This is a genomic window from Yoonia vestfoldensis SKA53 (genome assembly GCF_000152785.1).
In the GTDB taxonomy this organism is placed as follows: Bacteria; Pseudomonadota; Alphaproteobacteria; order Rhodobacterales; family Rhodobacteraceae; genus Yoonia; species Yoonia vestfoldensis_A.
In genome coordinates this window covers 1301944-1327338 of sequence record NZ_CH672414.1, presented here as the reverse complement: position 1 = coordinate 1327338, position 25395 = coordinate 1301944, and the positions used below count along the sequence as shown (strand labels likewise).

Genomic DNA, 25395 nt, shown 5'->3' with positions numbered 1-25395 from the left:
TCATGACCACCTATGCGATCAACGGCCTTGGCCGGATTGGCAAGCTCGCGCTCAGACCATTGTTGGAAAAAGGTGCGCGGATTGCATGGATCAATGATGCTGTGGGCGATCCTGCGATGCAGGCGCATCTGCTGGAATTCGACACGGTGCATGGCCGCTGGGATGCCGATTTCGCCCATGACGCGGATAGCCTGACGATCAATGGCACGCGGCTGCCGTTCATCGGGACCAAGGACATTGCCGCCTTGCCGCTGGACGGTGTCGATGTGGTGATCGACTGCACCGGCGTGTTCAAGACGGCAGCGAAACTCGCTCCCTATTTCGCGGCGGGGGTGAAAAAGGTCGTGGTGTCCGCACCCGTCAAGGACGGGCCGACAGCAAATATCGTTTATGGCGTCAATTCAGAGACTTATGATCCGAAATTGCACCAGATCGTTACGGCTGCGTCCTGTACGACGAACTGCCTTGCGCCGGTGGTCAAGGTGCTGCTGGACGGGATCGGCATCACGCATGGGTCGATCACGACGATCCATAACGTCACCAACACCCAGACCATCGTCGACCGGCCTGCCAAGGATTTGCGCCGTGCGCGCTCTGCGCTCAATTCGCTGATCCCGACGACCACGGGCAGCGCGACCGCGATCACGCTGATCTATCCCGAACTGGCCGGCAGGCTGAACGGCCATGCCGTGCGCGTTCCCTTGCTGAACGGATCATTGACCGATTGCGTGTTCGAGGTCCCACGTCCGACCACGGCGCAAGAAATCAACGCGTTGATGAAGGCCGCCGCCGACGGCCCGCTGAAAGGCATCCTTGGCTATGAGGAACGGCCGCTGGTCTCCGCTGATTATACCAATGACACGCGGTCAGGGATCGTGGATGCGCCGTCCACCATGGTGGTCAACGGCACGCAGGTGAAGCTTTACGTCTGGTATGACAATGAAATGGGCTATGCGCACCGGCTGGTCGATGTGGCCTTGATGGTCGGGGCGTCGCTGTGACGGCCCGCGCCGCAGGGATGAACGCCTATATCGCGGTCACCGCATCCTATTGGGCGTTCATGCTGACCGATGGCGCGCTGCGGATGCTGGTGTTGTTGCACTTTCACAGCTTGGGCTTTTCGCCGGTGCAGTTGGCCTATCTGTTCGTGCTGTATGAAATCGCAGGGATCGTGACGAACCTGTCCGCAGGCTGGATCGCGGCACGGTTCGGGTTGACCCTGACGCTTTATCTGGGGCTGGGGTTGCAGGTGCTGGCGTTGCTGGCGCTGGCGCAGCTTGACCCGACTTGGGCCATCGGTACATCGGTTGTTTTCGTCATGCTGGTGCAGGGGGCCAGCGGTGTGGCCAAGGATCTGGCCAAGATGGCGTCCAAATCCGCGGTCAAGATACTGGCCCCCGATGGTGGTCTGTTCCGCTGGGTGGCTTTGCTGACCGGATCAAAAAACGCGGTCAAGGGTCTTGGGTTTTTGCTGGGGGCGGTGCTGCTGGCGACATTGGGTTTCACGGCGGCGGTGCTGGCCATGGCTGCGGTGCTGGCCGTGATCTTGCTGGCGGTGCTGGCCTTCATGCCCGCCGGTCTGCCCAAAGGGCGCAAGGGTGCCAAATTCACCGAAGTCTTTTCCAAATCCCATAACGTCAACTGGCTAAGTGCGGCGCGCGTGTTTCTGTTCGGTGCGCGTGACATCTGGTTTGTCGTGGGCATCCCGATCTATTTCTATGCGGTGCTGTCGGATGGCACCGTCGCGGGCAACCGGACCGCGTTTTTCATGATCGGGACCTTTATGGCGGTCTGGATCATCCTTTATGGTGCCGTGCAGGCGGCCGCGCCCAAGCTGTTGCGCGCGGACACGCGGCCCGCGGCAGAGCTGATCGGGGCGGCGCGGCAATGGGCTTGGGGGCTTGCAGCGGTGCCTGCGATCTTGACCTCGGCGGTGGTGCTGTCCACGGGTCCGCAGCTGTGGCTGACGGTCACGCTGGTGCTGGGGCTGTTGGTGTTCGGCGCGATCTTTGCGGTCAATTCGGCGCTGCATTCCTATCTGATCCTGTCCTTCAGCAAGGCCGAACGGGTCACGATGGATGTGGGGTTTTATTACATGGCCAATGCGGCGGGGCGGCTGTCAGGCACCTTGCTGTCGGGGCTGACCTATCAGGCGGGCGGGCTGGCGCTGATGCTGGGCGCAGCAACGTTGATGGTGGCATTGTCGGCGCTGGCTGCAGGCAGGCTGGAGCGGTCGGTCACGCAAACCGGTTGACGACGCGGGCGTGCCGGTGCGGTGCGCCGTTGCCATGGGCGTGGCTGTGATCCTCGACCACCACCGGCACCAGCGCCAGACGGCCATGCCGCACACCGCGTTCCAGAAACAGCGCATTGGCGATGGTTTCCACCTCGGCCACTGATCCTTTCAGCACAGCCACTTCGAGCGATGTGGCATGATCCACCGGCACCGACAGGGCAGCGGCGAACTGGTCGTGATGGTCCTGCCGGACCTGTGGCACCTTGCGGGCCAGATCGCGGATATCGGGTTCGACCGTATAGCTGGCAATGCCAAAGCAGGCGGCATCGGACGGTGCCTGTGGTGCCAGCGCGCGCGCGACCAGATCGCGGATCGCCTCTGACCGGTTGGTGGCACCAGAGGCATCCATATGCGCATCGACCGCCGCCAAAAGATCGTCGTCCAGGGTCATCGTGATACGTTTCATCGGGGCTTACCTGCGGTTGCTGGCCGCAGCATCGGGCAAAGCCGCGCCAAGGGCAACGTTCTTTGCAAAAGGCACACGCATGCCGCGTTACATAAACTTCGTGAAAGCGACACAAATGTGAATCTCAGCACCGCTATCTGACCCGCAGACACAAGGGGTTGGCCATGCTGAAATTTGATAAAGTCACAAAAACTTTTGGTGCGAACACGGCTGTCAGCGCGGCCAGTTTCACCGTGGACAAGCCCATGATGATCGGCATCATCGGCCGGTCAGGTGCGGGAAAATCAACGCTATTGCGTATCCTGAACCGGCTGTCGGATGCGACATCGGGGCAGATCACCTTTGACGGGCTGGATGTGACCGCCCTGCGCGGCGCGGCCAAGCGCAGCTGGCAATCGCAATGCGCGATGATTTTCCAACAGTTCAATCTGGTCCCGCGCATGGATGTCGTGTCCAACGTGCTGCATGGCACGCTGAACCGCCAGTCCACGCTGGCCACCATGTTCAACCTTTATCCAACCCCCGATATTCACAAGGCGATCGACATCCTTGACCGTCTTGGCATGGCCGCTCACGCCCCCAAACGGGCCGAGGCCTTGTCTGGTGGCCAGCAACAGCGTGTGGCGATTGCGCGCGCGCTGATGCAGGACCCGCGCATCATTCTGGCGGACGAGCCTATCGCGTCGCTTGACCCGATGAATGCGCAGGTCGTGATGCAGGCGCTGCGCGACATCCACGAAGAAGACGGGCGCATGGTGATTGCCAACCTGCACACGCTGGACACGGCGCGCCGCTATTGCGACCGCGTGATCGGGATGCGCGACGGGCGCATCGTGTTCGATGGCACGCCCGACCAGCTGACCACCGGTGTGGCCCGCGACATTTACGGTGCCGACGACAGCTTTTCCGAAAGCATGACATCGACCCAGATCGAACAAAGCGCCGCTGCTGTCGCCATGATGGAAAAAGCCGCCGCCCTTTGACCCTTTCCCCCGCGCCCCGTCTGGGGAGCATTCAACCAAGAGAGACTGACATGAAAAAGATCATCGCGACCGCATTGATGACGACCGCCCTTGTGGCCCCTGCCTTTGCGCAGGACAGCATCACTGAATTCCGCATCGGCCTGTTGGGCGGCGAAAACGCACAGGACCGTATGGCAAAGAACGAATGTTTCCGCGCCTATACCGAAGAAGCATTGGGCGTCCTCACCCGCCTGTTCACCGCCGCTGATTACAACGGCGTCATTCAGGGCCTGATCGGTGGCACGCTGGATATGGCTTGGCTGGGCGCGTCGTCCTATGCTGCCGTTTATGTCGAAGACCCGACCGTCGTTGAGCCGGTGCTGGTCAAGACCAACCTTGACGGGTCATTCACCTATCATTCCATCGGCTTTGCCCGCGCTGACAGCGGCATCACATCGCTGGATGATATGGCAGGCAAAGTGTTCGGCTTTGGCGATCCGAATTCCACCTCGGGCTATCTGATCCCGCTGGTTGAAATCCCTGCCGAAGGCTATTCGATGGAACCAGGTACGTTCTTTTCGGACGTGGTGTTCACCGGCGGACATGAGCAAACCATCGTGGCGGTGGCCAATGGCGATATCGCCGGTGGCGTGACATGGGCCGATGGTTTGGGCGATTGGGAAGACGGCTATAATTCAGGTGCTTTGCGCCGTGCCGCTGACGCCGGTCTGGTCGATATGAACGATCTGGTCGAAATCTGGAAATCCAAGCCGATCCCCGAAGGCCCTGTGGTGCTGCGCACAGCCCTGCCAGCTGATGTCAAACAGACGATGATCGACCTGACTGCCAACCTGATCAACGTTGACGCCGATTGCGCCTATGGTGTGGCCGCTGGCGAAACAGCTGGCTTTTCACCCATCGGCCACGAGGCTTATGAAACCATCATCGCGGTGCGCCGCAGCCAGATGAACTAAGGCGATTTCAGCCAAACATTGGGTCCGGCAAACGCCGGGCCCGATTTCTTTTGTGACAGGGCAGGGCAATGGTGGATTTATCAGTATCGGGCAGAACCGGCACGCAATCGATGCACGACAGCTATATGGCGATGACACGCCGCAAGCGTGCTTATGGCGGCATCATCCTTGGGGTCTTTGTCGTCTTGATGGTAACCGGCTTTCAGACCGTCGATGCGCGCAGCGCGGGCGGGTTCTGGGAAGGTCTGCCGCGTATTTTTGACTTTCCTGCCGGTGTCGTCACCGAAGCGTGGGACCGGATCGACCGGATGCCCGCCAATCTGGCACAGTTTTTCCCCGCGCTGATCGAGACGATCAATATCGCGGCGGTATCTACGCTTGTCGGGGCTTTGCTGGGGCTGGTGCTGTCGCTGCTGTCCACACGCGGTCTTGCGAAATGGCCTCGCCTGATCCCGGTGTTCCGGCGGATCATGGATATCATGCGCGCGCTGCCCGAAATCGTGATCGCGCTGGTGCTGATCTTTATCCTTGGCGGCGGGCCGATCCCCGCGATGATCGCGATTGCGTTCCACACCGCGGGTGCCTTGGGCAAACTCTTTTCCGAAGTCGCCGAAAACGCCGACCTGAAACCCGTCGAAGGTCTGGCCTCGGTCGGGGCGAACTGGTCGCAGCGGATGCTGCTGGGGGTGATCCCGCAGGTGGCACCAAATTACCTGAGCTACACATTGATGCGGTTTGAAATCAACATCCGCGCCTCGGCCATCCTTGGCTTCGTCGGCGCAGGCGGTATCGGCTATGAATTGCGCAATGCGATGACATTCGGCATGGGCCGGTTCGATCTGGCCGCCGCGATCTTTGTGCTGCTGTTCCTGACGATCGTGTTTTTCGACCAGATTTCAAGCTTTTACCGCAACAAACTGGTCAAGGGGTATCACGCATGACCATGCTATCGACAAACGGTGATCTGCGTCAGCAAACCGCCGATATGTTCACCCGCAAGAAACGTATCGCACTTGCCGTCCCTGCCGTGATCTTTGCCTATTTTGTCTATGTCTTCATCGCTTTTGATGTGGCTGGTCTGGCCGATCGCGCGCGGATGGACAATGCGCGCACGCTGGTGGCCGATGCCTATAGCTATAAAACCCATGTCGCCCGCGACAACCGCGATGCGGAATTGTTGTTTGCCATCGAAGGGTCGCGCGCCGGCACCTATCCGGCAGGGGAATATCCTGAATGGGTCAGCGTTGATGGCACCAATATGGTGGTCGATCTGGGTGGCGGGAACTTTGTCCGCTATCTGGATGATACGCTGGTCACCTTTGAAAGCCCCGATTTCGACACGATCACCCTGCAATTGGTCGATGATGTCGTCGTCACCAATCTGCCCGATCCTGCACCTTCTTGGGTCAATGCATCGGATACGCGGGTGTCGATTACCACCGATGCGGGCCGTCTGACCTATACAAGGTCCAAGGCCGAGGTGTTCCGTTATTCCAATGGCTGGGAGCTGTTCTTTTTCACCCTTGCCAGCCCCTATCACGGGGCCGGTCTGGTCGATATCCTGGCTGGTCCGCAGCTTGATGACAGCCGCAGCAATATCGTGGGCGCTTGGCAGGATTTCTGGGGCAATACGCTCTGGCGGCATACGGATGTGATGTGGGCGCTGGGCGAAACCGTGCTGATGGCGTTTCTGGGCACCTTTGGTGCGGCGATCATTGCCTTGCCGCTGGCCTTTCTGGCCGCCAAGAACTTTGCGCCTGTTGTGGCTGTCCGCTTTGCCGTGCGCCGTGTGTTCGACTTTGTACGCGGGGTGGATGGGCTGATCTGGACGATCATCCTGAGCCGCGCATTCGGGCCTGGCCCCTTGACCGGCGCTTTGGCGATCTTGGTCACCGATGTCGGCGGCTTTGGCAAAAGCTTTTCCGAGGCTTTGGAAAACGTGGATGAAAAGCAGATCGAAGGCGTGCAATCGACTGGGGCGAAACCGATCCAGCGCTACCGTTTCGGGGTGATCCCGCAAGTCACGCCGATCCTGTTGTCCCAGATTCTTTATTACTTTGAATCCAACACCCGCAGTGCGACGATCATCGGCGCGATCACGGGCGGCGGGATCGGGTTGTTTCTGACGCAGGCGATGCAGACCCAGAACGATTGGGAAAAGGTGACCTATTACATCATTCTGATCGTGATCATGGTGATGGTGATGGACACGGTGTCCGGCTGGCTGCGGCGCAAGCTGATCAAGGGCGACGGAGAGGGACATTGATGGCAAGGCTGACAGCAGATGCGCCGTTCATCCATGACGGGTGCAGCATTGATGATGCCAATTTCGGGGCCTATGTCGAGATCGGGCAGGGAAGCCGCATCGCCCATAGCACCATCGGCGACTACAGCTATTGCGACCGCTTTGCCGACATTGCCAATACCACCGTGGGCAAATTCGCCAATATCGCGGCCTTTGTGCGGATCGGCGCCACCGACCACCCGATGGAAAAGGCCAGCCTGCATCACTTTCACTATCGGTCCGCGTCCTATTTTGACGATGCGGCTGATGATGCCGACTGGTTCATGCACAGGCGCACCCGCCGCACAATGATCGGCCATGACACATGGATCGGCCACGGCGCGCAGGTCCGGCCAGAGGTGACCATCGGGCATGGCGCGGTCGTTGCGGGCGGAGCCATCGTGACCAAGGATGTGGCCCCCTACATGATTGTCGCGGGCATTCCTGCGGTGCCATTGCGCGCACGGTTCAGCGAACCGGTCGCGGACCGGATGATGGCGCTGGCATGGTGGGATTGGCCGCACGACCAGTTGCGCGCAGCCTTGGATGATTTCCGCAAGCTGCGCGCCGAAGATTTCCTGGAACGTTACGAATAGTTATTCCGCCGCATGGGCCATGCGCATTGGGGCGGCGCTGATCCGGTCGGCCAGATCACCGCATAGATGCGACCAGCGCCCTGCGGCCAGCGTGCCTTCGATGGCGCGGGTTTGGGCGTTGCAGATCACCAGATCGGCGCGTTTGCCGGGCGCGATGACGCCGCGATCGTCCAGCCCCATGATCCGCGCCGGATTGGTCGAAATCATCTCCCATGCGCGGCCCAGGGGCAGAATATCGGTATCTGCCATCGTAAAGGCTGCATTGGCCAGCGACGGGTAATGGTAATCGGACACCAGCGCATCGCACAGCCCCGCGCGGATCAGGTCGGTCGCGGCGATATTGCCCGATTGCGACCCGCCGCGCACGACATTGGGCGCGCCCATCAGCACCGGATCGCCGTTGGCCCTTGCCACGCTGGCGGGCGCATGACGGGTCGGGAATTCGCAGACCTTGGCTCCGATCATGCCGTAATAATCGCGGGTTGCGGCGTCATGGTCGTCATGGCTGCCATATTTGACACCCAGTTCATCAAAGGCCGCCGCCAACGTGCAAAGATAGCGTGGCACGCGGGCCGACAGGGCCTTGGTGTCTTGCAATAGTCGGATGAACTCCGCCAGATCGCGGCCACCGCGTTTGCCCCAGACCGACAGCGCCTCGGGATCGGTCTTGATCATGTCCAATGCTTCGCCAAGGTGGTCGTTGAAGATGACATAATCGATCCCGTGGTCGCGTACGGCAGCGATCAGCTGGTCGGCGGTATCGACGGTATAGGTCTCGCAGCGTAGCTGGATGCGCAGGTCGGTCAGCGCGCGGGGCTTGTAAGCGGCCAGATCGCGCATGAATTGCACCGCGAAATCGGGGCTGCGCGCGCCGCCTTCCCAACCCCAGCTTTGCGCCATCCAGGCGGTGGTCACACCGCTGGACGCGGCATCGCGGTCCACCGATTGCAAGCCAATCGCGGCCGGAAACGGGGCAGAGGGGCGTGGCGCCAGATGCCGTTCAAACGCATCGCCATGCAGGTCGATGATGCCGGGCAGGACCAGATAGCCCGACAGGTCGATCTGCCGGTCGGCGGCACCGGCGGGTTGCGCGATCTGCGTCCCGTCGATCCACAGATCGTCTTGCGCAAAATCGCCGTCGGAAAGAACCTGCGCGCCGGTAAGGCGCATCATGTGCGTGGGTGCCATATTACTGCTCAATCTGAAATGTTTCGCTGTCGATACAGGCTGAGTATGTCAGGCTTATGACGTCTCATGATCCGATAACGTCAGCGTGACCTTATCGCCAGCGAACCATGTCAGCCCGGCTTCGACGGGGGTGCCGTCTGCATCGACGTTGATGCTGCTGGTGCGCAGGATCGGCGCGCCTTCGCTGATTTGCAGGTGCAGTGCCTGCGTGACACTGGCCAGTTTCGCGGTGATGCGCGTGCTGGCGCGGGTGTAATCGCTGATCCCGCAGGTGCGCAGGGCGGCGGTGACGGATGGATCATTGTGCAAATGGGTCAAAAGCGCGGGAAACCGCGCCGCTGGAAACACCGAGCGAAACAAGGCAATCACCTGCCCGTCGGCCAGCGACAGCCCTTCGTAGACATGGACATGGCCTTCGGTCAGCCCCAGCGCATCCCGTTCCGCAGGGCTGGGCGCGCGGGTTTCCAGCGCCAGCACCTGTTTTGCGGGGCTGCGACCGGCGGCGCGCAGGTTCTGGTGAAACCGCACGCGCGCTCCGATGGGGTAATCGGTGGGGGTCGCCGTCACGAAAACGCCCGCTCCGCGCCGTGGCCGCACCAGAGCTTCGGTCGCCAGTGCCGCCAGCGCCTGCCGCACCGTGTGCCGGTTCACGCCAAAGCGTGTGGCAAGCGCCGCCTCGGTCGGGAGTTTGTCGCCCGGGCGGTGGATGCCATCGGCGATTTCGTCGCGCAGGCGGGTGGCGATGGCTTGCCAGATCGGGGTGCGTGTCATGGAAGTTTCACATTTGTAGGGATTGGCAGGGCGGGGCGGTTCAGCTATGATTTGTCTAGTTGTATAGTAAAGCACGGCAGGTGTCTAGATGCAGGCGACAATCGATTCTCAAGCGGCGCGTAAGGGCTGGCTTGGCCTGCTGGCCAAGGCGCCGGCGGCAAAGCTGGCACAGCTTTGGGCAGCAGCAAACATTACCCCCACGCATCATGTGCTGCGCGCGCCCGAAATCGGCGCAGTCATGGTGCGCGGGCGGGCAGGTGCCGTGGGGGCTGCGTTCAATCTGGGCGAAATGTCGGTCACACGTGCCTCGGTCCGGCTGGCCGATGGGACAATCGGGCATGGCTATGTGCAGGGCCGCGACCGGACCCATGCGCTGCACGCGGCCTTGATCGACGCGCTGATGCAGACCGATGCCGCAGGGCAGGTTGACCGCGCCATATTGTCCCCTTTGCGCGCAGCCGCCGCCGACCGCCAGACAGCCCGCGCCGCCAAGGCCGCCGCCACCAAGGTCGATTTTTTCACCATGGTCAGAGGAGAGGATTGATGCAAATCCAGACGCTAGATGGCGGGTTCGCCACGCCGCCCGTAGATGCCGCCCACGCCTTTCGCGCGATCATGACGGCGATGGCGCAGCCCGGCACGATTGTCACATTGGCGGGCGCGGTGCCGCCTGCGCCGGTATCCGTCGCGGCCGGTGTCGCGCTGTTGACCTTGTGTGATCCCGAAACGCCGCTTTTTCTGGGCGCGGCGCAGGACAATCCGGGCTTTCGCGACTGGATCACCTTTCACTGTGGCGCACCTTTCGTGACGGCCGGTCTGGCCCATTTCGCCTATGGCACTTGGGATGCCCTGCCGCTGGACGGCTTTGCGCTGGGGTCATCGGAATATCCCGATAGATCCGCCACATTGATCGTTGAATTGCCGGAACTGACCAATTCGGGTGCTGTGTTGCGCGGACCGGGGATCAAGGATCAGGCGCATCTGTCCTTGCCAGATGTTGCGATGTTCCAGCGCAATGCGGCACTTTTCCCGCGCGGGCTTGATTTTATCTTCACTTGCGGCGACCGGCTGGCTGCCTTGCCGCGCAGCACGAGGGTTGGCTAATGTATGTTGCCGTCAAGGGTGGCGAACGAGCCATCGACAATGCCCATGCCTGGCTGGCCGAGGAACGGCGCGGCGATCTGGCGGTGCCGGAACTGACTGTCGCGCAAATCCGCGAACAGATGGCGCTGGCCGTCAACCGCGTGATGGCCGAAGGCTCGCTTTATGATCCTGATCTGGCTGCTCTGGCGATCAAACAGGCGCGCGGCGATCTGATCGAGGCGATTTTCCTGATCCGTGCCTATCGCACCACCCTGCCGCGTTTCGGCGCATCGCTGCCTGTGGATACCGGGGCGATGGCCTGCGACCGGCGGGTATCGGCGACCTTCAAGGATGCGCCGGGCGGGCAGGTTCTGGGGCCGACCTTTGATTACACGCATCGTTTGCTGGATTTCAAGCTCGCCGCTGATGGCGAGGCAGGGCAGGTGGCCGAGGCCGCCCCGCTGCACGGCCCGACCCCGCATATCATGGGGTTTCTGGACCGTGAAAACCTGATCCAGCCGGAACCTGCGGGCGAGACGACGCCCCCTGATCTGACCCGCGAACCGCTGGAACTGCCCGCCAGCCGCGCACTGCGCTTGCAGGCGCTGACCCGTGCGGACGAAGGCTTCACCCTTGGCATGGCCTATTCCACCCAGCGCGGTTATGCGCGCAACCACGCCTTTGTCGCAGAGCTGCGGATCGGGGCGGTGGCCGTGGAAATGGAGATCCCCGAACTGGGGTTCAGTATCGAAATCGGTGAAATCACCCTGACCGAATGCGAAACCGTCAACCAGTTTCAAGGGTCGAAAACCCAGCCCCCGCAATTCACCCGCGGTTACGGGCTGGTGTTCGGTATGACCGAACGCAAGGCGATTTCCATGGCGCTGGTGGACCGCGCGTTGCGTTGGGCAGAACTGGGCGAGGATAACCTTGGCGCGCCGGCGCAGGACGAAGAATTCGTGCTGTATCATTGCGACAACATTCAGGCGACGGGGTTTCTGGAGCATATCAAGCTGCCGCATTACGTCGATTTCCAGTCCGAACTGGAACTGATCCGCAAATTGCGCCGCGATGCGCAGCAAATGCAGGAGGCCGCAGAATGAAAGAGTATAATTTCGCCTATCTGGATGAACAGACCAAACGGATGATCCGTCGCGCGATCCTGAAAGGCCTTGCCATCCCGGGCTATCAGGTGCCTTTTGCCAGCCGCGAAATGCCGATGCCTTATGGCTGGGGGACCGGCGGCGTGCAGGTGTCAGCCGCCGTACTGACGCCGGATGATACGCTCAAGGTGATCGACCAGGGCGCGGATGATACGACAAATGCCGTGTCGATCCGCCGGTTTTTCCAGCGCACCGCCGGTGTCGACGTGACCGAGAAAACGGGCGAGGCCAGCGTGATCCAGACCCGCCACCGGATTCCCGAACAGGCGCTGCGCGAGGGGCAGATCATCGTCTATCAGGTGCCGATCCCCGAACCCCTGCGGTTTCTGGAACCCTCTGAGGTGGAAACCCGCAAGATGCACGCGCTGGAAGATTACGGGCTGATGCATGTAAAGCTTTACGAGGATATCAGCCAGCACGGCGATATCGCTACCGCCTATGCCTATCCGGTCAAGGTCGAGGGGCGCTATGTCATGGACCCGTCCCCGATCCCGAAATTCGACAATCCCAAACTCGACATGGCGGCGATCCAGCTGTTCGGCGCGGGCCGCGAACAGCGCATTTATGCGCTGCCGCCCTATACAAAGGTCGTCAGCCTTGATTTCGACGATTATCCGTTCCAGCCCACCAAGGCCGACCACGCCTGCGCGCTTTGCGGATCGACCACCAGCTATCTGGATGAATTGATCACCGATGACGCGGGCGGGCGTATGTTCATCTGCTCAGATACCGATTATTGCGCGACCCGCGTGGAGGATGCCGCATGACCCCGCTGCTACAGGTCGAAAACCTTGCCAAATATTACGGGGCGCGCATCGGCTGCACCGATGTGTCCTTTGATCTTTACCCCGGCGAGGTCATGGGCATCGTCGGCGAAAGCGGGTCGGGTAAATCCACCTTGCTGAACTGTCTGGCAGGCCATCTAAAACCGGATCATGGCGCGGTGCGCTTTGCCACCCGCAGTGACGGGTTGCGTGACACCGTCACCATGTCAGAACCCGAACGCCGGATGCTGGGGCGTACCGATTGGGCCTTTGTGCATCAACATGCCCGCGACGGGCTGCGCATGAATGTCAGCGCGGGCGGCAATGTGGGTGAACGCCTGATGGCAGTGAATGCGCGCCATTACGGCGATATCCGCGATCAGGCCATTGATTGGCTGGGCCGGGTCGAGATTACCCAAGACAGGATCGACGACCGCCCCACCGCCTTTTCCGGCGGGATGCAGCAACGTTTGCAGATCGCGCGCAATCTGGTCACGGGGCCGCGTCTGGTGTTCATGGATGAACCGACAGGGGGGCTGGATGTGTCGGTGCAGGCGCGTTTGCTGGACCTTTTGCGCGGGTTGGTGCGTGACATGGGGCTAAGTGCGATCATCGTCACCCATGATCTGGCCGTCGTGCGGCTGTTGGCCGACCGGCTGATGGTGATGAAAGACGGCCATGTCGTTGAAACCGGCCTGACCGATCAGGTGCTGGATGATCCGCAGCACGGCTATACCCAACTCCTCGTGTCCTCTGTCTTGCAGGTGTGAAAATGATCTCTGTCGAAAACGTGTCGAAAAGCTTTACCCTGCACAATCAGGGCAGCACCGTCATTCCCGTCATGGCGGGGGCCAGCCTGCATGTGGCTGCGGGCGAATGTGTGGCGTTGGTCGGCGCATCGGGGGCGGGGAAATCCACGCTCATGCGGATGATCTATGGCAATTACCTGACAGCATCGGGCCGGATCATGGTGGGTGATACCGATGTCGCCAGCGCCGCCCCGCGCGAGGTGATCGCGCTGCGCCGCCGCACGCTTGGCTATGTCAGCCAGTTCTTGCGGGTGGTGCCACGGGTGCCGACGATCGACGTCGTGGCCGAACCTTTGCTGCTGACCGGCACGGGGGCGGATGAGGCCCGCGCGCAGGCCGCCACACTGCTGGCACGGCTGAACATCCCCGAACGGCTGTGGGGGCTTAGCCCCACGACCTTTTCGGGTGGCGAACAGCAGCGGGTCAATATCGCGCGCGGCTTTGCCTTTGCTTACCCCGCGCTGTTGCTGGATGAACCCACGGCCAGCCTTGACCCCACCAACCGCGCCACCGTGCTGGCGATGGTGCAAGAGGCCAAGGCGCGCGGTGCCGCGATCATCGGGATTTTCCACGACCATGCCGCGCGCGAGGCCTTGTGCGACCGGCAGGTGGATGTGACCGGCTTTACCCCCGGTCTTGCCGCATGACAGGCCGGTTTATCGCCATTGTCGGGGCCTCTGGCGTCGGCAAGGATTCGGTGATGGCCGCGCTGGCGGCCAGTGATCCGCGCCTTCGCTTGGTGCGCCGTGTCATTACGCGCCCCAGCGCAGCGGGGGGCGAGGATTTTGACGGCGTCACCGAGGATGCGTTTCACGCCCGCGCGGCACAGGGCGATTTCGCGCTGCATTGGCCTGCGCATGGCCTGCATTATGCTATCCCTGCGACTGTGCTGGCTGATCTGGCGGCAGGGCGGGATATGCTGGCGAACCTGTCGCGCGCGGCCTTGCCTGCGGCCAAGGCGCAGTTTGACCCGTTCATGGTGATCCAATTGACCGCGCGGCGCGATGTGCTGGCCGCCCGCCTTGCCGCGCGCGGGCGCGAGGCGGCCGATGACATCGCGCGCAGGCTTGATCGTGCGGATCATGGCTTGCCTGCGGGGATTGCGGCCGTGAGCATCGACAATAGCGGCGATCTGGACGCCACTGTAGGGTCGGTGCTGCGCCTGCTTTATCCGGTCAGGGGATAACGGTGGATCTGGTGAAACATGCCGCCCCCATCCTGCCCCATCAGCGTGACCGCGTCGATGGTGCAGGGCGCTGCGATCAGCGGCGCGACCAGCGGCTGCAACCCCGCCACGACCCGTGCGGCCTGCACATCGGGCAATGGCCCGCTCAGCGTCAGGTGCAGATGGAAATCGTCAAAGATGTAAGGATAGCCCCAGTCCAGCATCTGCTGGTCCTGCCTGCGCGTCAGCGGGGCCTTACGACGCCGGGCGATATCTGCCGGGGTCAGTGGCGCACGGTGGGCGTCCAGTTCGGTCACGATGGCGCGTTCCAGATCGTGCAGGGCCGCGGGCGGCGCGACAGGGCGCAAGGCGACAAAACCATGATCATGCCCCAAGGCCAGAGGCCCGATATCCACCGCCGCATGACGGGTGGCGAAATCGGCCACCGCCCTTTGCAATCTGGCGGGGCCGCTGTCGGCGGACAGGCGGAACGGCGCTTTCATCGTGGCGTGCAGCCCGTATTTTCGCGGTGTCGCCGTGACCTGTGCCACGTCGATCCCTGCAATATCGGGATGCGCCACCACCCGGCCTGCCGCATTGTCCCAGCCCAGCCACGCCGCGCCGAAATCGGCCAGTGGGCCGGTCGCTGTGTAAAAAATTGCAAATCTTTCGAACATGCCAATCCTTTAGCAAAAGTATCGTGACACCGACATGACAGAGCCTATCATTCTTGCCAACGCCCGCCTGATCCTTGACGGCGAGGTGGTTACCGGATCACTGACCATCAAGGATGGTGTCATCGCAGATATGGCCCAAGGGGCGGACGTGCCCAAGGGCGCGGTTGATCTGGGGGGCGATTATCTGGCCCCCGGTCTAGTGGAATTGCATACCGACAATCTGGAGCGGCATCTGTCGCCACGGCCAAAGGTCGACTGGCCCTATCGTGCCGCGATCATGGCGCATGACCGCGAATTGGCGGGCTGCGGGATCACCACCGTCTATGACGCGATCAGGGTCGGGTCGATCATATCGGGCGGCGGCAAACGATACGGCAAATATGCGCGCCAGATGGCGGATGAGATTTTGGCGATGCGCGCGGCAGGCCATCTGCGGATCAGCCACCACCTGCATCTGCGGGCTGAAATCTGTTCCGAAACCCTGATTGCAGAACTGGATGAATTCAGCGACAGCGACGGGATCGGCATCATTTCGATGATGGATCACACGCCGGGGCAACGCCAATTTGCCGATATCACCAAGTTTGAGGCCTATGTGCGCGGCAAGAACAACCTGAGCGCGGATGAATTCGCAGGTTATGTCGATTTTCTTTACGGGTTGCAGGCGCAATACGGGGCGGCGCATGAGGCGGCGACGGTCGCCTCAGCAAACCGGCTTGGCGCGGTCCTGGCCAGCCATGACGACACGACCCCCGCTCAGGTCGCAACCAGCCATGGCCACGGCGTGACGCTGGCGGAATTTCCCACCAGCGTGGCGGCGGCAGAGGCTTGCCACGGGCATGGTATCGCGACGATCATGGGCGCGCCCAATCTGATCCGGGGCGGGTCGCATTCGGGCAATGTGGCGGCCTCTGATCTGGCGGCGCGCGACCGGCTGGATATTTTATCATCCGATTACGTGCCTGCATCGCTGTTGCTGGCAGCGGTCCGGTTGGGGCTGATCTGGGACGATCTGGCGCGCGGGATGGCGACCGTTACCACCGCCCCCGCACAGGCCGCCGGATTGCAGGACCGTGGCAGGCTGGCCCTCGGACAACGGGCCGATCTGGTCGTGTTCAGCCTGCTTGCTGATACCGCAATGGTGCAACAGACCTATAGCGCGGGACGGCGGGTGTTCTGATCTGACAATTCCGACCGACGGCAACGTCACGAGAACAAGGTATCCGTTTGACTGGCCCGTATTCTTAGCGGCAGGTCAGAGTTGTCAAAAGACAAAAGCCATCCAGCACATGACAGCCAAAGGTCCCATCCACATTGGATGAAGGCCAACGCATATGTCCAAATGATGGGGCAACTACACCATCATTGATGTAAAAAGCTCATTTCGCCAGTGCTGTCGGCACGCAAGGGGGCGGTGTAATCGATAACAATATCTATAAAGTTTCAACAGAGGCTTTGTGGGTGAAAACCATAAACACCATGGAAAAGATAAGCACGGGGCTTGTCGTGATAAGAAGTGTTAAATAAAATGTTTCTTGAAAAGAAATCCTTTCGTGAAACAAGGCTACTAAATCGAAAACACTACTAGCAATATAGATTGTGGCACATAATGACACGATATTGAAGCTGAAATTAAAATACAGCGATATGTTCAAAATGGTAAAAATCCAGAAAGCAGCGATCGCTTTGCCACCAAAGATAGCCAGAAAATCTTCGGCCATCAAATTTGGGGTGAACGTAGGTACGATATTTCCGCGAATAAGAAAGAACAAACAAGTAAACATAAAGATATAAATGTTGGAAATAGCTAGCGCTACTTTGAACGAGGTAGCTTGCGTGATGCCAGCAGACAATTCTTTGCGCAGGTCGGAAAAGGACCCTAAAAGCGCGCCTATTTCCTCGTTTGTTATATTACTGCGCTTCATATATCACGCCTTTACCGCTAGCTTCATAGTCAACTCAAAGCTCATCCATATCATCGCAAGAACCCCCAGGGGCCGCACTGCTACAAGGAGCGCGACCAGCCCTCTCTCAGGATATTCAATTATTCTATACAGAACCAAGTAATCATCAATATATGTTGCCAGGGTCCAGGCGGTGACAGAAATAACAAAATACTTGCTCCATTTTAACGAAGTAAAAAGCAATATTGGGAAGGTAAACATAGAAAATGAAATCACGAAAGTGCGGATCGTCGATAATTTGAGTGCCGCTATATACTCAATGCTATTTTCAGTATCAAACCAGCCTGTTGGCGTAAATAATATGCTATATAAAGCCAAAAATCCAATAGCATAAACCAAGAAAAATGACACCCAAAAGGGTCGAGACATCTTTGGTTTTGTCATCTCTAACATCATTGGATCTTCAATCGTTTTTCATAACGCGGCATCAATAAGTCAGATGTCGCCAATGCGCAATACCGCGCTAAATTAGGAAACTGTTAGTTGCTTGTACAAAAACGTTTAACCGTGAAACGGCATATTCAATCTATCGGTATCGCCTTATTCATGTTGCCTATCAAATCGCCGCTTAAAAAGCATAAGTTGCTATGATGCTTAGAAAAATTCAACATGAACTTGCCGTACCATCTCCTATCTATATTGGAAAATCTTGTTCGCGCAACCTGCTTTGGTTTATGGCATGATCTATCTTGCGTCTCGGATTGGGCGGGCCGATGCCCAGAGGTGCAAGCACGATGTCGGCCTGCGCGTTGCTGACCTGCGCGCGACCCTTGATGGTGTCAGGCGCATTCGAAACGGCGTTTTTCGTCACTGACGCCCGTTTTGCGGGATTTGCGACCTAGGATGCAGGGCTTGGGTTCCCGTTTGGTATGGCTTTGCAAACCCAACCGGCATCCGCAGGCTTGCACCTTTGCGGTGCGTACAATGGTCGGTCCGATTAGGCTGATGAATGGGCCGTGACCCGAGCCGTAGGCCAATGCAATTCATCAAAGCGTTGAATTTGGTGGTCCGATATCAATTGAACGTCTTGCAGTGCTGTCGGTGATCACGCCGCTTTGTCGTCTAACGATGAAATCTGTCACCCCATCGTTAGACCGAATGAGGTACGGCGATTTCAGCGTGGCGTTTGCGGCGCGACTGGCGAATGAGCGAAACAGTATAGATAACAAGTGCTGCCCAGATCATTGGAAAGGCGATCATCCGCGCAGTGCCAAAGGGTTCGTCAAAGATAAAAACCGCGGTCAGAAAAATCATGGTCGGCGCGATATATTGCAGGACTCCGATGGTCGAAAGGCGCAACAGCTTGGCCCCCGTGGCATAGATGATCAACGGGAGCGCCGTCACCAGCCCCGCACTGAGCAATAGCCAGGTATCGGGTGCTGATCCGTTGGCGAAATGGCTTTGACCATTCACAAACGTCCAGGCGATGATCGCGAGCGCCAGCGGCGTCAATAGCAGCACCTCAAGGAAAAATCCCTGTGCCGGGCCGACAGGCAGGCTTTTCTTGAAATAGGCATAAAAGCCCCAACTGAATGTCAGCCCCAGTGCCGCGATTGGTATCTTGCCCGCGGCGACCGTCAGCACCACGACGGCAATTGCCGCCAGCGCGATCGCAAAAAGCTGCGCCCCACGCGGCCTTTCGCCAAGCAGCAGCGCGCCAAGTGCGACGCTGAAAAGCGGATTGATGTAATAGCCAAGTGCGGCATCAAGCGCATGCCCCGACCCGATCGCCCAGACGTAAATCCCCCAATTGACCGAGATCAGTGCCGCTGTCACGGCCGCCATGCCCAGCGTGCGTGGGCTGCTGACAGCCGCGCGAATATCGGCCGTTCGCCCCATGGCAAGCAGGATCACTGCGGCAATCGGCACTGACCAGATCACGCGATGCGCAATCACCTCGGTCGGGGGCACATGGGCCAGCGCTTTCATATACAGCGGCAGGAACCCCCACATGACATAGGCCGTCACAGCGAGAGCAAGGCCGCGTGGGCTGTCTTCGTTCGTCGCCGTCATGGTGTGTTGCTCCGCATTTGCTGCCTATTATGTCAGCCAATAGCCAAGTGCTGCACAATGCGCCACTGAAGGACGCATCGTGCCAGCGTGTTTGTGATGGCAGGGGCGGGTGTCGGATGCTGATTGCGACTGAGGACCGACCCGACCAGAGTAAAAATTGTCATTGAAAATTGACCTTTGTGCAACCTTGCCCCGGCCTGAATAAGCTGCGGGCGCGTGGCATGATCGACATTGGATTTTTGCAATTCATGCGGCGATGGGCGCTGCAAGAGAAGATACCGATATGAACAATGCTATGGATCTGCTGCGCCCTAGGGGCTGATAAAGGCTGCTGACGCCCCGCAACATTGTAAGCTCAGTGATTGGATCGGCGGCATGTCTTTACGAGCGGTTTAAGATATCCTGATTGGGTTCGAGAAAGCTTGCCAAACAGGCGGACAAAGCGCTGCACTGCGGTTTGAAAATTCTGCTGCAAGGTCATCACGTAAGACTGGCGACATTCCCGGCGCCGCGACCGTCATGCTTTGATCAGCAGTTCCGACCCTTGATTAGCCTGTGATATTCCCAATTTCAGTATCTATGTCTCCTCACGATCAACGCCATTTTGGAATACTATTCCCATCCATACGACCCCAACAAGAGTCAGTGGTAAAGAAAACACGAAACTTGTGACATATGGGCGGTGTTCAAAGCTTAATAATTCATAAAAAAGAACTATATTATCAATCACAGTATTCAGCACATAGATAAACATTGTCAGGCAAACTGTCCTGAACCCAATGTTAAAGTATGCACTTATATTTAGGATGGATAAAATCCAGAAAATTACATGAGACCGAGCACTTAAAGCGCTGCGAAGTCCTTCATTCTCCAATGCTTGACCAGGCGTATCGATCAGACCGTTTACTGATAAAAAGTAAATCGATACGAAGGAAAAAAAGTATATGTTGATAGAGATCAGCAACGCCTTGAACGTGGTGCTTTGCTTGAGAGAGGATGCATTAGTCTCGTTGACCTCATCAAAGGCTTGAAGCAATGCGCTGATTTCATTATCATTTAGTCTGTTGTCTGACATGATGCTAATGTTTTTTGTAATTCTTGAATGTCAGTTCAAAGCTCATCCAGATCAAGCAGGCAATCACAATTGGACGAACGGCCTGTAGGAACACGACTAATCCTCGACTAGGATATTCTATCAGTCTATATAAAACTAAGTTATCATCAATGTATAATGCAACAACCCAGGCAGTTAATCCAAATGTAAACAAAGTGATATATTTCCGTGATTTGAACAGAACAATTGGATACGCAATCAATACAAATGTGACAATCACAGCTCTAACATATGTTAACTTGAAAGCTGCTAGCGCATGTTCTGGATTTTCAATATCGAAAATGGTATCAGGAACAGTCAGAAAAGCATATACCACCATAATGGCAAACAGATAATTTATTGCCAAGGAAATCCAAAATAAATTAGAGAGCTGTAATTTTTTTATCATTGTAATTAAAGGTGCCTTAATATCTTAATGATGGAAACAAACTAGTTGTCTAATGTGCTATCGTTACTACAGATCGTTCAATCTGACAGGCGTAACATAGAGGGTTCGTTGAGGGAAGAGTCGCTTTGCGCAAGTCCTGCAAAGGCGGTTGATACACGTCCGGGGGGGGTATGACCTGCAAGCCGAGACCTGCCAATTTGTTGGCTGGTGTTCATACAATCATCACGCAAGACCGATGCAAGTCCTGGTGCCAGCTGCGAGCGCGCGCGCTGCATAATCAATGACACAGACGAATCACAGGGTCCAATGCGCAAGCCGCTCTGATGTCTGATTTTATATGACGGCGGACAATTTTAGCGGTTCAGTTTTGATCAATATCTAATTGTGATGTCGTTGAATAAGTGTGAAAGTCAGACACCCTAGAATATTGCCGCCACCTGATTTTTTTGGTGTGATATCCAAACGAAACATCCATGTACGGGCCGAATGCTCGAAAAGGAACGTAACTTGTCTGATCCAACGTCCGAAGTGATCTTCCATGCCTACCCGCAATCCCCTGTTGCAGAAAAAGTCAGGGTCGTGTTCGGCATCAAAGGACTTGCTTGGCGCAGCGTAGAAATTCCGCGCCTGCCACCCAAACCAATGCTCACCGCGCTTACCGGCGGGTACCGGCGCACACCAGTGATGCAGATTGGTGCGGACATTTATTGTGACAGCCAATGTATCATCCGCGAGCTCGAAAGGCGTTACCCTTCTCCGACCGTCATGCCCACGAACGAACAGGGTCTCATGTGGTGCCTGAGTAGGTGGACGGACGGGGCCTTGTTTGACCAAACAGTGCGGCTCGTTTTGGGTACGGCAGGTGATAGTTTGGACAAGGACTTTGCCGCAGACCGTGGGCGGCTCTACCTTGGGGAAGACTGGGCCGCAGGGCTGAAACAGGCGAACGCCGACCTGCCCCATCTTGTGTCACAATTGCGCGCGCCCCTGTCATGGTTGAACGCCCAACTGTCTGATGGGCGTGCATTTTTGCTCGGTCCCCAGCCGGCTGCGATAGACGCACAATTCTACCATGTTGTCTGGTTCTTGCGGGGGCGGTGGGCCGATGGTCCATCGTTTCTGTCCGAGTTTGAAGACCTTGTCCGTTGGGAGGATAATGTCCGCGAGATCGGTCATGGCACTTCGCGCATCATGGACCCGCAAGACGCCATAATGCTTGCAAGAAATAGCGAGCCAACGGCCGTGGCTGGTGTGGCCGCGCATGAACCGCAGGGGCTCTTGGTTGGGCAATCCGTGGCGATCAAACCTGACGTCAATGGCGGCGAGCAGCCTGTCGCAGGTAAGATACGTTATGCAGATGCCGAAACAGTCGTGATAGAACGCGTTGCTGCGGACGTGGGCATTGTCTGCGTCCATTTCCCAAGATCAGGCTATAGAATCGACCCGACTTAACAAGTTCAATCATCTGAGGCGCAAAAGCCACGGCATGCGCCAACATTTGGACGACGCCAATAGGCTTCTTTCATATCGACTGGGTGGGTCAAATCTGCATGAAAATTGCAAGTCAGTTCTCAATTATGATCAATACCAATCGGTCAAGGGGTTCGTAATTCCCAGATTCACCGTGCTTTATTGACGCGCAACAGTCCTGATTGCGCATCTTCCAGTATTTTCGCGTCACTTATCTAAGAAGTGCGCGTTCACCGAGCCATGGGTTTAGGGCAAGTGCCTTTTTAAGTATGACCTGCGCCTCATCATCTTCGCCAAGTTCGATGAGGGTCCGCGCCTTTCCAGTCAAAGCTCCCGTGTGGCGTGGGTTCAATGAAATTGCCTGATCGAGGTCGGGCAAGGCAGCCTGATAATCCTCGCGTAGAAAATTCGCAAAAGCGCGCTGATTATAGCCCTCTGCATAGAACGGGCAGTACGACACAAGCGCATTGAGCCGATCAACAGCTCTTATCAAGTCACCACCACGCATTGCACGCAGGCCCTCATCTAGCATCATCTGTGACGGCATGTCGGGTGCTTCCAGCCATAGCTCCCACAATTGATTGGAATATGGTCTGGCCACCATCTGATTAGGTGCAAGTTGCAGCTCTGTATAAATGTTATCGACCGCTACCGAATGGTCTGGCGCCACGGGACATCCGTCAGCCGCAGCATTTTGAGCCAAAAAGGCTATCAGTAGAGGAAGAAAACGACGCATGTGCAAGCTTGAACGCGCGAAACAGGATAGGTCAAGCAGAGATTACAAAATCGTTTGCCCGCGCTAGCTCTGTGATCTTTCGCGAGCACGCTGGACCAGATCAATACTTCAGCCTTTGCGAACGAATGGCATCAGGTGTTCTTTCATGATCCTGAGGGCAATGTCATAAAAGTGCATCAGGCTGTGGGCTGACCAAGAGAACGCCAAAACTGAAAGATACCGGTCACTATCAACCTGAGCCACTTTTGGGGGCGTCGGGCAACAGCCATCCATAAAGCTCTCACATGGCGTGCCTTAAACGACAGGCAGGCGTCCAGACTTTCGAGGTCGATTTCATCTGATATACTGGTACCGACGCCTTGTTTTTGCCATACTGACAACAATTCCCTATCGAAATAAGCGTGGATTAATCTGCACCGTGGACAAGCATATCAACAAAATATTTGTCGCGGTTATTGCGTTTGCATTGATCGCCAAAGCATACGTCATTTTAGCGTCATAGGCGTTTTGGAGAGTGCGCGAAGTTTATGGTTAGCAGGCTAGAAACAATACCCAATTCCAGGATCAGCATCACCTGCGGTGGATGTCAGCACACGGTTGTACATGAAGTGGCAAACCTGCTGCTGGTAGTTGACGGTAACACCACCACACATGAGATCCGTACCAGAGCGACCTGCCCGAAGTGCCTGATGGTTGGCAACAACACTTACAAAGTGATCTGAACGAGTGTCACCCACCCAGACACGAAGCACCCGCCCTAAGTGGTATCGCTGATTTCTTGTTGTGTCGTCAGGACGGTGACCTACCATCCACTGGTGACGCCATGAGCAAGCGATCAGCCATAGGCGGCCATTGTGCTGGCCTTCCAGTGGCGAACCTCTTGAAGACCCTGCCGGAGGCTGCCACGGTGTCAGGGCTGTGGCGTAAAGGGCAACATCATCTCCACCCGCATTGTTTTCGCTTTACCTGGGTGATGTTTCGCAAGGTTCTGAGCTGCGCGGCCAACGGTATCGATCATCGCCTCACAAAACCTGATCACCCATGGACCAACGGCCAGGTCGGGCGCATGAACCGCACGATCAAAGACGCGACCGTCAAACGCTTTCACGACGACAACCACGAACAATTGCAGGGCCATCTTAAATCCGATCTACCAGAAGCCGGACGAAACACCTCGCCATAAAAAAGTTCAATGACTTGTGATCGGTGACTTGACCTCTAAACCTTCAATCAGCTCTTCAACCATCACCGCTAGCAGTTCAGCGCGGCTCGAAATACCAGCCTTGCGGTAGATGGCAGAATTTTGCGCTTTGATAGTCCCCTGACGCGTGTTGCGCATGACGGCAATATCGGCAATCGAAACGCCCTTGATTGACAATAGCGCGACATCGCATTCCGCCTCGGTCAGGCCCCACATCTTGAAATATTGTTCGATCACGTCTTGGAATGCGCCGCTTGCAGCATCAAGTTCGCGCTGAACCTTGGAATTGCGGCGCAAAAGCGCCCGATACTGGCTGATCGAAAGCGTCGCACCGATCGACAAGGCAATGACCGCCACAAGTTCAAGCAATGTCTGCGTCGTAAATTCAGTGCGTTCGTTAAAAACGTCGATCGCGAAAATGATGCCGCACCCCGTTTGGAGCGCGGCTGCGAGAACAAAAAGTTTCCGACGCCACGCCATCGTCGTTTGTTCAACAGCGCGACTTTTCTTAATCACCATCTTTTTTACCCGTAATCATTGACAGCACAAGGTTTTCACGGTGACGCCAGCTTGCATAAATGACCCCTGCCAAATGCAGCAGGACACAGATAATCAAAATGTTCACCAGCCGTTTATGTGTGTCTTCAACCCAAGACTGCCCGAAATAGGCATCCATACCCATCATGTAACCCGTGACACCCACCGCGCACAATGTGATCAGCAACACGATCACCATCACTGATCCGGCAGGGTTATGGCCCAGGTAACGCGCTTCACGGCGCTGCAACATATCCCGCAAATAGCTTAACAGCCGCATTGGCGCAGGAATGAAATTGATAAATCGGGCATGGCGGGTTCCGATCAACCCCCAGACAAGACGAAATCCGATCAGCCCGATGACGATATAGCCAAGGGTCCGATGCACTTGTCGGGGATCAATCAGAAAATAGGTCAACACAACCGTGCCAACCAATGACCAATGGAAAAGGCGCACCCCGATATCCCAAACTTTGACACGATCGGTTGATGATATATTCGCGTGATGTTGCATGGTGCGCCTCCTGTTCTATGGCTTAGGCTTCGATGCGATCCAGCTCTTCACCAGTGTTTGGGTCAAAGAAGACTTCCATATTGGCGCCATCGACTTTGCCGTAGATTTCATAGCAGCCACCGCCGTTGATTTTGAACGACATCACTTCGCCGCCTTCGTCTTCGAACGTTTTGATTGATTGCCAGATCGGCGTAAGCTCTGCGCCAGGATTGCAGGAAGGTTCTGCAAAGGCGGGAACAGCAGCAAGCATCATGATTGCCGCAAGCAAGGTCTTTTTCATCGGGTCGTTCCTTATATGTGTTAGGCCAGCGATCTGCTGG

General features: G+C 57.5%; 30 protein-coding genes and 1 pseudogene. 18 read left to right on the top strand and 13 right to left on the bottom strand.

The window, feature by feature from the left end; all coding sequences use genetic code 11:
• The first annotated feature begins 2 nt into the window (after positions 1–2).
• Together SKA53_RS06560 and arsJ are read left to right on the top strand one after the other, a co-directional pair.
• A complete protein-coding gene (locus SKA53_RS06560; protein ID WP_040483179.1) occupies positions 3–1001 on the top strand; it encodes an ArsJ-associated glyceraldehyde-3-phosphate dehydrogenase in 999 nt (332 codons plus the stop codon).
• A 17-nt stretch (positions 1002–1018) separates the two neighbouring features.
• On the top strand, positions 1019–2254 hold the full coding sequence (gene arsJ, locus SKA53_RS06555; protein WP_007205309.1) for an organoarsenical effux MFS transporter ArsJ: 1236 nt from the start codon (positions 1019–1021) through the stop codon (positions 2252–2254).
• Here the strand turns inward: arsJ and nikR are convergent.
• Positions 2238–2702 carry a nickel-responsive transcriptional regulator NikR gene (nikR, locus tag SKA53_RS06550; RefSeq protein ID WP_007205308.1) on the bottom strand — a complete coding sequence of 155 codons (465 nt, stop codon included), beginning with the start codon at positions 2700–2702 and terminating at the stop codon, positions 2238–2240. The genes arsJ and nikR overlap by 17 nt on opposite strands.
• A 164-nt stretch (positions 2703–2866) precedes the next feature.
• Between nikR and phnC the strand changes: the two genes are divergently transcribed.
• From phnC to SKA53_RS06525, 5 genes are all read left to right on the top strand, one after another.
• Positions 2867–3685, top strand: coding sequence for a phosphonate ABC transporter ATP-binding protein (phnC, locus tag SKA53_RS06545; protein ID WP_007205307.1), 819 nt, complete (start codon positions 2867–2869; stop codon positions 3683–3685).
• Between the two features lie 50 nt (positions 3686–3735).
• On the top strand, positions 3736–4638 hold the full coding sequence (gene phnD, locus SKA53_RS06540) for a phosphonate ABC transporter substrate-binding protein (protein WP_007205306.1): 903 nt from the start codon (positions 3736–3738) through the stop codon (positions 4636–4638).
• Between the two features lie 68 nt (positions 4639–4706).
• On the top strand, positions 4707–5579 hold the full coding sequence (gene phnE, locus SKA53_RS06535; RefSeq protein WP_007205305.1) for a phosphonate ABC transporter, permease protein PhnE: 873 nt from the start codon (positions 4707–4709) through the stop codon (positions 5577–5579).
• Positions 5576–6904, top strand: a complete 1329-nt coding sequence (phnE, locus tag SKA53_RS06530; RefSeq protein WP_007205304.1) for a phosphonate ABC transporter, permease protein PhnE — start codon at positions 5576–5578, stop codon at positions 6902–6904. Before phnE (SKA53_RS06535) ends, phnE (SKA53_RS06530) begins: the two co-directional genes overlap by 4 nt.
• Positions 6904–7518 (top strand): chloramphenicol acetyltransferase, encoded by a 615-nt coding sequence (locus tag SKA53_RS06525; RefSeq protein ID WP_007205303.1) that lies wholly within the window; start codon positions 6904–6906, stop codon positions 7516–7518. The genes phnE (SKA53_RS06530) and SKA53_RS06525 overlap by 1 nt, the downstream gene beginning before the upstream one ends.
• Here the strand turns inward: SKA53_RS06525 and SKA53_RS06520 are convergent, their stop codons facing one another.
• Positions 7519–8706: an alpha-D-ribose 1-methylphosphonate 5-triphosphate diphosphatase gene (locus SKA53_RS06520; protein WP_040482825.1), complete on the bottom strand. Its 1188-nt coding sequence runs from the start codon at positions 8704–8706 to the stop codon at positions 7519–7521.
• Positions 8707–8760: 54 nt separating this feature from the next.
• On the bottom strand, positions 8761–9477 hold the full coding sequence (gene phnF, locus SKA53_RS06515; protein ID WP_007205301.1) for a phosphonate metabolism transcriptional regulator PhnF: 717 nt from the start codon (positions 9475–9477) through the stop codon (positions 8761–8763).
• Positions 9478–9565: 88 nt separating this feature from the next.
• Between phnF and phnG the strand changes: the two genes are divergently transcribed.
• The 7 genes from phnG to phnN are packed head-to-tail and all read left to right on the top strand — an operon-like array spanning position 9566 to position 14482.
• Positions 9566–10021: a phosphonate C-P lyase system protein PhnG gene (phnG, locus tag SKA53_RS06510; RefSeq protein WP_007205300.1), complete on the top strand. Its 456-nt coding sequence runs from the start codon at positions 9566–9568 to the stop codon at positions 10019–10021.
• The gene (gene phnH / locus SKA53_RS06505) at positions 10021–10581 is read left to right on the top strand and encodes a phosphonate C-P lyase system protein PhnH (RefSeq protein WP_007205299.1); all 561 of its coding nucleotides are present in this window, start codon (positions 10021–10023) and stop codon (positions 10579–10581) included. The genes phnG and phnH overlap by 1 nt, the downstream gene beginning before the upstream one ends.
• Entirely contained in the window at positions 10581–11663 is a 1083-nt protein-coding gene (locus SKA53_RS06500; RefSeq protein WP_007205298.1) for a carbon-phosphorus lyase complex subunit PhnI, read from the top strand. Before phnH ends, SKA53_RS06500 begins: the two co-directional genes overlap by 1 nt.
• On the top strand, positions 11660–12490 hold the full coding sequence (locus SKA53_RS06495; RefSeq protein ID WP_007205297.1) for an alpha-D-ribose 1-methylphosphonate 5-phosphate C-P-lyase PhnJ: 831 nt from the start codon (positions 11660–11662) through the stop codon (positions 12488–12490). Before SKA53_RS06500 ends, SKA53_RS06495 begins: the two co-directional genes overlap by 4 nt.
• On the top strand, positions 12487–13257 hold the full coding sequence (gene phnK / locus SKA53_RS06490; protein ID WP_007205296.1) for a phosphonate C-P lyase system protein PhnK: 771 nt from the start codon (positions 12487–12489) through the stop codon (positions 13255–13257). Before SKA53_RS06495 ends, phnK begins: the two co-directional genes overlap by 4 nt.
• Positions 13258–13259: 2 nt before the next feature.
• A complete protein-coding gene (gene phnL / locus SKA53_RS06485; protein WP_007205295.1) occupies positions 13260–13943 on the top strand; it encodes a phosphonate C-P lyase system protein PhnL in 684 nt (227 codons plus the stop codon).
• Complete coding sequence (gene phnN / locus SKA53_RS06480; RefSeq protein WP_007205294.1) at positions 13940–14482, top strand: phosphonate metabolism protein/1,5-bisphosphokinase (PRPP-forming) PhnN; 543 nt, start codon at positions 13940–13942, stop codon at positions 14480–14482. The genes phnL and phnN overlap by 4 nt, the downstream gene beginning before the upstream one ends.
• Here the strand turns inward: phnN and SKA53_RS06475 are convergent.
• A complete protein-coding gene (locus SKA53_RS06475) occupies positions 14464–15138 on the bottom strand; it encodes a DUF1045 domain-containing protein (RefSeq protein ID WP_007205293.1) in 675 nt (224 codons plus the stop codon). The genes phnN and SKA53_RS06475 overlap by 19 nt on opposite strands.
• 34 nt (positions 15139–15172) lie before the next feature.
• Between SKA53_RS06475 and SKA53_RS06470 the strand changes: the two genes are divergently transcribed.
• Positions 15173–16318: an alpha-D-ribose 1-methylphosphonate 5-triphosphate diphosphatase gene (locus tag SKA53_RS06470; RefSeq protein ID WP_007205292.1), complete on the top strand. Its 1146-nt coding sequence runs from the start codon at positions 15173–15175 to the stop codon at positions 16316–16318.
• A 253-nt stretch (positions 16319–16571) separates the two neighbouring features.
• Here SKA53_RS06470 and SKA53_RS06465 read toward each other — a convergent pair whose 3' ends face one another.
• Complete coding sequence (locus SKA53_RS06465) at positions 16572–17063, bottom strand: hypothetical protein (protein ID WP_007205291.1); 492 nt, start codon at positions 17061–17063, stop codon at positions 16572–16574.
• A gap of 3 nt (positions 17064–17066) precedes the next feature.
• Positions 17067–17495 (bottom strand): hypothetical protein, encoded by a 429-nt coding sequence (locus SKA53_RS06460; protein WP_131494583.1) that lies wholly within the window; start codon positions 17493–17495, stop codon positions 17067–17069.
• Positions 17496–17815: 320 nt separating this feature from the next.
• Here SKA53_RS06460 and SKA53_RS15780 point away from each other — a divergent pair, with 320 nt between their 5' ends.
• Entirely contained in the window at positions 17816–17944 is a 129-nt protein-coding gene (locus SKA53_RS15780; RefSeq protein ID WP_278007857.1) for a hypothetical protein, read from the top strand.
• A 247-nt stretch (positions 17945–18191) separates the two neighbouring features.
• Here the strand turns inward: SKA53_RS15780 and rarD are convergent, their stop codons facing one another.
• The 3 genes from rarD to SKA53_RS15410 form a co-directional block, all read right to left on the bottom strand.
• Positions 18192–19115, bottom strand: a complete 924-nt coding sequence (gene rarD, locus SKA53_RS06455; RefSeq protein ID WP_007205288.1) for an EamA family transporter RarD — start codon at positions 19113–19115, stop codon at positions 18192–18194.
• Between the two features lie 577 nt (positions 19116–19692).
• Positions 19693–20190 (bottom strand): hypothetical protein, encoded by a 498-nt coding sequence (locus tag SKA53_RS06450; protein ID WP_007205287.1) that lies wholly within the window; start codon positions 20188–20190, stop codon positions 19693–19695.
• A 4-nt stretch (positions 20191–20194) separates the two neighbouring features.
• Positions 20195–20617 (bottom strand): hypothetical protein, encoded by a 423-nt coding sequence (locus tag SKA53_RS15410; RefSeq protein ID WP_007205286.1) that lies wholly within the window; start codon positions 20615–20617, stop codon positions 20195–20197.
• A 507-nt stretch (positions 20618–21124) separates the two neighbouring features.
• Here SKA53_RS15410 and SKA53_RS06445 point away from each other — a divergent pair.
• Positions 21125–22069 carry a glutathione S-transferase family protein gene (locus tag SKA53_RS06445; RefSeq protein WP_040483178.1) on the top strand — a complete coding sequence of 315 codons (945 nt, stop codon included), beginning with the start codon at positions 21125–21127 and terminating at the stop codon, positions 22067–22069.
• A gap of 229 nt (positions 22070–22298) precedes the next feature.
• Here the strand turns inward: SKA53_RS06445 and SKA53_RS06440 are convergent, their stop codons facing one another.
• Entirely contained in the window at positions 22299–22823 is a 525-nt protein-coding gene (locus SKA53_RS06440; protein ID WP_007205284.1) for a tetratricopeptide repeat protein, read from the bottom strand.
• A 994-nt stretch (positions 22824–23817) separates the two neighbouring features.
• Here SKA53_RS06440 and SKA53_RS15185 point away from each other — a divergent pair.
• Positions 23818–23964 (top strand): annotated as a pseudogene (locus SKA53_RS15185) (integrase core domain-containing protein); the annotation flags it as partial.
• Between the two features lie 48 nt (positions 23965–24012).
• Here the strand turns inward: SKA53_RS15185 and SKA53_RS06430 are convergent.
• The 3 genes from SKA53_RS06430 to SKA53_RS06420 are packed head-to-tail and all read right to left on the bottom strand — an operon-like array spanning position 24013 to position 25355.
• The gene (locus tag SKA53_RS06430; RefSeq protein ID WP_007205281.1) at positions 24013–24543 is read right to left on the bottom strand and encodes a helix-turn-helix transcriptional regulator; all 531 of its coding nucleotides are present in this window, start codon (positions 24541–24543) and stop codon (positions 24013–24015) included.
• Positions 24533–25075, bottom strand: coding sequence for a cytochrome b/b6 domain-containing protein (locus SKA53_RS06425; protein ID WP_007205280.1), 543 nt, complete (start codon positions 25073–25075; stop codon positions 24533–24535). Before SKA53_RS06425 ends, SKA53_RS06430 begins: the two co-directional genes overlap by 11 nt.
• 22 nt (positions 25076–25097) lie before the next feature.
• Positions 25098–25355, bottom strand: coding sequence for a PepSY domain-containing protein (locus SKA53_RS06420; protein WP_007205279.1), 258 nt, complete (start codon positions 25353–25355; stop codon positions 25098–25100).
• Positions 25356–25395 lie beyond the last annotated feature (40 nt).

Excerpts from the sequence above, each read along its gene's own strand:
- SKA53_RS06440 (WP_007205284.1), bottom strand. The coding sequence starts at position 22,823 with ATGCGTCGTTTTCTTCCTCTACTGATAGCCTTTTTGGCTCAAAATGCT.
- phnN (WP_007205294.1), top strand. The coding sequence starts at position 13,940 with ATGACAGGCCGGTTTATCGCCATTGTCGGGGCCTCTGGCGTCGGCAAG.
- phnH (WP_007205299.1), top strand. The coding sequence starts at position 10,021 with ATGCAAATCCAGACGCTAGATGGCGGGTTCGCCACGCCGCCCGTAGAT.
- phnL (WP_007205295.1), top strand. The coding sequence starts at position 13,260 with ATGATCTCTGTCGAAAACGTGTCGAAAAGCTTTACCCTGCACAATCAG.
- SKA53_RS15780 (WP_278007857.1), top strand. The coding sequence starts at position 17,816 with ATGCCCAGAGGTGCAAGCACGATGTCGGCCTGCGCGTTGCTGACCTGC.
- SKA53_RS06495 (WP_007205297.1), top strand. The coding sequence starts at position 11,660 with ATGAAAGAGTATAATTTCGCCTATCTGGATGAACAGACCAAACGGATG.
- phnF (WP_007205301.1), bottom strand. The coding sequence starts at position 9,477 with ATGACACGCACCCCGATCTGGCAAGCCATCGCCACCCGCCTGCGCGAC.
- SKA53_RS06560 (WP_040483179.1), top strand. The coding sequence starts at position 3 with ATGACCACCTATGCGATCAACGGCCTTGGCCGGATTGGCAAGCTCGCG.
- phnE (WP_007205304.1), top strand. The coding sequence starts at position 5,576 with ATGACCATGCTATCGACAAACGGTGATCTGCGTCAGCAAACCGCCGAT.
- SKA53_RS06470 (WP_007205292.1), top strand. The coding sequence starts at position 15,173 with ATGACAGAGCCTATCATTCTTGCCAACGCCCGCCTGATCCTTGACGGC.
- SKA53_RS15410 (WP_007205286.1), bottom strand. The coding sequence starts at position 20,617 with ATGATAAAAAAATTACAGCTCTCTAATTTATTTTGGATTTCCTTGGCA.
- SKA53_RS06430 (WP_007205281.1), bottom strand. The coding sequence starts at position 24,543 with ATGGTGATTAAGAAAAGTCGCGCTGTTGAACAAACGACGATGGCGTGG.
- SKA53_RS06450 (WP_007205287.1), bottom strand. The coding sequence starts at position 20,190 with ATGTCAGACAACAGACTAAATGATAATGAAATCAGCGCATTGCTTCAA.
- SKA53_RS06465 (WP_007205291.1), bottom strand. The coding sequence starts at position 17,063 with ATGAAGCGCAGTAATATAACAAACGAGGAAATAGGCGCGCTTTTAGGG.
- SKA53_RS06420 (WP_007205279.1), bottom strand. The coding sequence starts at position 25,355 with ATGAAAAAGACCTTGCTTGCGGCAATCATGATGCTTGCTGCTGTTCCC.
- phnC (WP_007205307.1), top strand. The coding sequence starts at position 2,867 with ATGCTGAAATTTGATAAAGTCACAAAAACTTTTGGTGCGAACACGGCT.
- rarD (WP_007205288.1), bottom strand. The coding sequence starts at position 19,115 with ATGACGGCGACGAACGAAGACAGCCCACGCGGCCTTGCTCTCGCTGTG.
- SKA53_RS06500 (WP_007205298.1), top strand. The coding sequence starts at position 10,581 with ATGTATGTTGCCGTCAAGGGTGGCGAACGAGCCATCGACAATGCCCAT.
- SKA53_RS06425 (WP_007205280.1), bottom strand. The coding sequence starts at position 25,075 with ATGCAACATCACGCGAATATATCATCAACCGATCGTGTCAAAGTTTGG.
- phnD (WP_007205306.1), top strand. The coding sequence starts at position 3,736 with ATGAAAAAGATCATCGCGACCGCATTGATGACGACCGCCCTTGTGGCC.
- phnK (WP_007205296.1), top strand. The coding sequence starts at position 12,487 with ATGACCCCGCTGCTACAGGTCGAAAACCTTGCCAAATATTACGGGGCG.
- phnG (WP_007205300.1), top strand. The coding sequence starts at position 9,566 with ATGCAGGCGACAATCGATTCTCAAGCGGCGCGTAAGGGCTGGCTTGGC.
- phnE (WP_007205305.1), top strand. The coding sequence starts at position 4,707 with ATGGTGGATTTATCAGTATCGGGCAGAACCGGCACGCAATCGATGCAC.
- arsJ (WP_007205309.1), top strand. The coding sequence starts at position 1,019 with ATGAACGCCTATATCGCGGTCACCGCATCCTATTGGGCGTTCATGCTG.
- SKA53_RS06525 (WP_007205303.1), top strand. The coding sequence starts at position 6,904 with ATGGCAAGGCTGACAGCAGATGCGCCGTTCATCCATGACGGGTGCAGC.
- nikR (WP_007205308.1), bottom strand. The coding sequence starts at position 2,702 with ATGAAACGTATCACGATGACCCTGGACGACGATCTTTTGGCGGCGGTC.
- SKA53_RS06520 (WP_040482825.1), bottom strand. The coding sequence starts at position 8,706 with ATGGCACCCACGCACATGATGCGCCTTACCGGCGCGCAGGTTCTTTCC.
- SKA53_RS06475 (WP_007205293.1), bottom strand. The coding sequence starts at position 15,138 with ATGTTCGAAAGATTTGCAATTTTTTACACAGCGACCGGCCCACTGGCC.
- SKA53_RS06460 (WP_131494583.1), bottom strand. The coding sequence starts at position 17,495 with ATGTTAGAGATGACAAAACCAAAGATGTCTCGACCCTTTTGGGTGTCA.